This window comes from Microvirga sp. P5_D2, assembly GCF_054049475.1.
In genome coordinates this window covers 1-2,033 of sequence record NZ_JBFUMH010000339.1, presented here as the reverse complement: position 1 = coordinate 2,033, position 2,033 = coordinate 1, and the positions used below count along the sequence as shown (strand labels likewise).

Annotated in this window: 2 protein-coding genes; one reads left to right on the top strand and one right to left on the bottom strand. The window is 61.1% G+C overall.

What is annotated here, in order from left to right:
• Window positions 1-496: 496 nt before the first annotated feature.
• Window positions 497-1,435 carry a diguanylate cyclase gene (locus tag ACXJKO_RS31420; RefSeq protein ID WP_457094917.1) on the bottom strand — a complete coding sequence of 313 codons (939 nt, stop codon included), beginning with the start codon at window positions 1,433-1,435 and terminating at the stop codon, window positions 497-499.
• 424 nt (window positions 1,436-1,859) lie between these two features.
• Here ACXJKO_RS31420 and ACXJKO_RS31415 point away from each other — a divergent pair.
• Window positions 1,860-2,033, top strand: a 174-nt coding sequence (locus ACXJKO_RS31415; protein WP_457094918.1) for a transposase, incomplete at its 3' end; no start/stop codon positions are given.

The window sequence follows — 2,033 nt, the reverse complement described above, 5'->3', positions numbered from 1 at the left end:
CCTACAACCTGAAGCGGGTTCTGGCGATCCTTGGTCCTGGACCGCTGCTGGCAGCCATCCAGTCCTGAGGGGGCATCACTTTAGACCCCAAGCTGATCACGATGGCTCGGACATCAGGGAGACTGACGTCCAGCCTTGTCGAGGAGCCAAACGGCCGCTGGCTCTCGCGCTCCCGCCGATCAGAGGACAACATGGGTGAGTTCAGTCGATCGCGATCTGCGTTTTGACACGGCCTCGGTCAAACTGAGTAGTAGCGGATGTTGGTGCGAAGGTCCGCTCATCCCAGCAGTGCAGAAGTACGGCTAAGGTCAGCCCTGTGCCATGAACTGACCTTCCTACCATGGCGGCTGGAGGAAGGCGGCAGGCGGAATCCTTTCGATCTCGGCATCTCGCACCTTCCATCCTGAGTACCGGATCGTCGACGTCCTGGTCGCTCAAGGGCAGTACGTTGATCAACGACGCTGCCCGCATGCAAAACATGAGGTGATCGGCCCCCTCAGCGCGTTCCTTCGGAGCCGATCCTGGTGCGGTTCCGCCCCTCCTCCTTGGCGGCATACAGGGCCCGATCCGCCCGGCGGAGGATGGAGCTGCGATCATCATCCGGCAGGGCCTCAGTCACACCCGCGCTGAAGGTGCAAGGTAGTTCGAGCTCACTGTGCCCCAGGACCGCCGGAGGAAAGCCGTTCCGGACACGATCGATGATACCCACGGCATCCTCAAGGCTGACTTCGGGCAGCAGCAGCAGGAACTCCTCTCCGCCGGTCCGGCCCAAGCGATCCTGTGCCCACACCCTCTCCCGGCAGGATCGGGCGAAACGCTCGAGGACGGCGTCGCCCGCCTCGTGCCCATGCGCATCGTTGATGGCCTTGAAGTGGTCGATATCGATGACGGCGATGCACAGGCCGGAGCCCGCAGACTCGTGTCCGGCCAGCGCCGCATCAAGCTGGTCCAGGATGTGGCGGCGGTTCGGCAGGCCGGTGAGCTGATCGGTCTGGGAGGCGACAAGGGCCGCCTCGTGGGCCTGGCGCAGCGACTTCTCGTTGTTCTTCAGGGCCGTGATGTCAGCGCCAACGGACAGCACCCAGCCGTTTGGCAGGATCGTGTGATCGATCCAGAACCAGCGGCCATCGACGAGGTCGGTCTCGAACGACTTGCGGGGCACGCTCCGGCGCCGCGGCACGGTCCGGGCAAGGAAGGCCTCGACGTCATCGTCGTCGATCCGCACGCCAAGCCCGTTCCTGTGCGCGTGGCGGGTGATGCCGGCGAAGGTGAAAGGACCATCATAGTCACCGAGGAACATGCCCCGGTAGGTCTTGTTGGCGTAGCGCAGGTTGTCGTCAGCGTCGAAGATGGACACGGCCTGCCCGCTCTCGGTGAGGGCCTGCGCCAGGCAGCGGAGGGTTTCGTCATCGTGATCGAAAGGGAATGAGGTCATCGAAAACAATTGCAAGAAAGGCAAGTGATTACTGTCGTGCCGAACCACTAGGAGGCCTGAGTCCGGGATCACCTTCGAGAAATTATGGAAATGTGGTCACCATTGAAGCCCTGGCTGAGCGCGGTGTGCAGGTCATGAGCCTGAGCCTGTCAGGTCCGCCAAATGCGGCATGTTCTATGTCTTTACTAAAGTTACGTTTTTCCGGACAGGCAGTGTTCATGTTTGGGTACGTTGCTCTAACTTCCTGCCTTCCAGACTGAGAGAGTCGATTTTAGCCCCTGGCACACGGATAACCTAATACGTTGCGGGCAGATCGGATCAAATTAATAAGCGATTTGCCTAAGAGCCCGTCCCGAAAAGGGGTTGAGTGGTCAGGGTAGCCGTGATTCCAAGAGGGTGCTGAAGCCTAACTTGGAAGCCCGCGATGTGGACCCCGACCACTCGGCGGCAGTATAGCCGCGACGGCTTGCGATACGAAACCGATTTGACCGATGCCGAATGGGCGCTGATTGAGCCGCTTCTGCCCGAGCCCCGCACCCGCGGGCGACCTCGGCGCTGGTCTTGGCGCGAGATCCTCAACGGCATCTTCTATCTTCTA

Bases quoted from the DNA above. Each gene is read 5' to 3' on its own strand.
- ACXJKO_RS31420 (WP_457094917.1), bottom strand. From the start codon at position 1,435: ATGACCTCATTCCCTTTCGATCACGATGACGAAACCCTCCGCTGCCTG.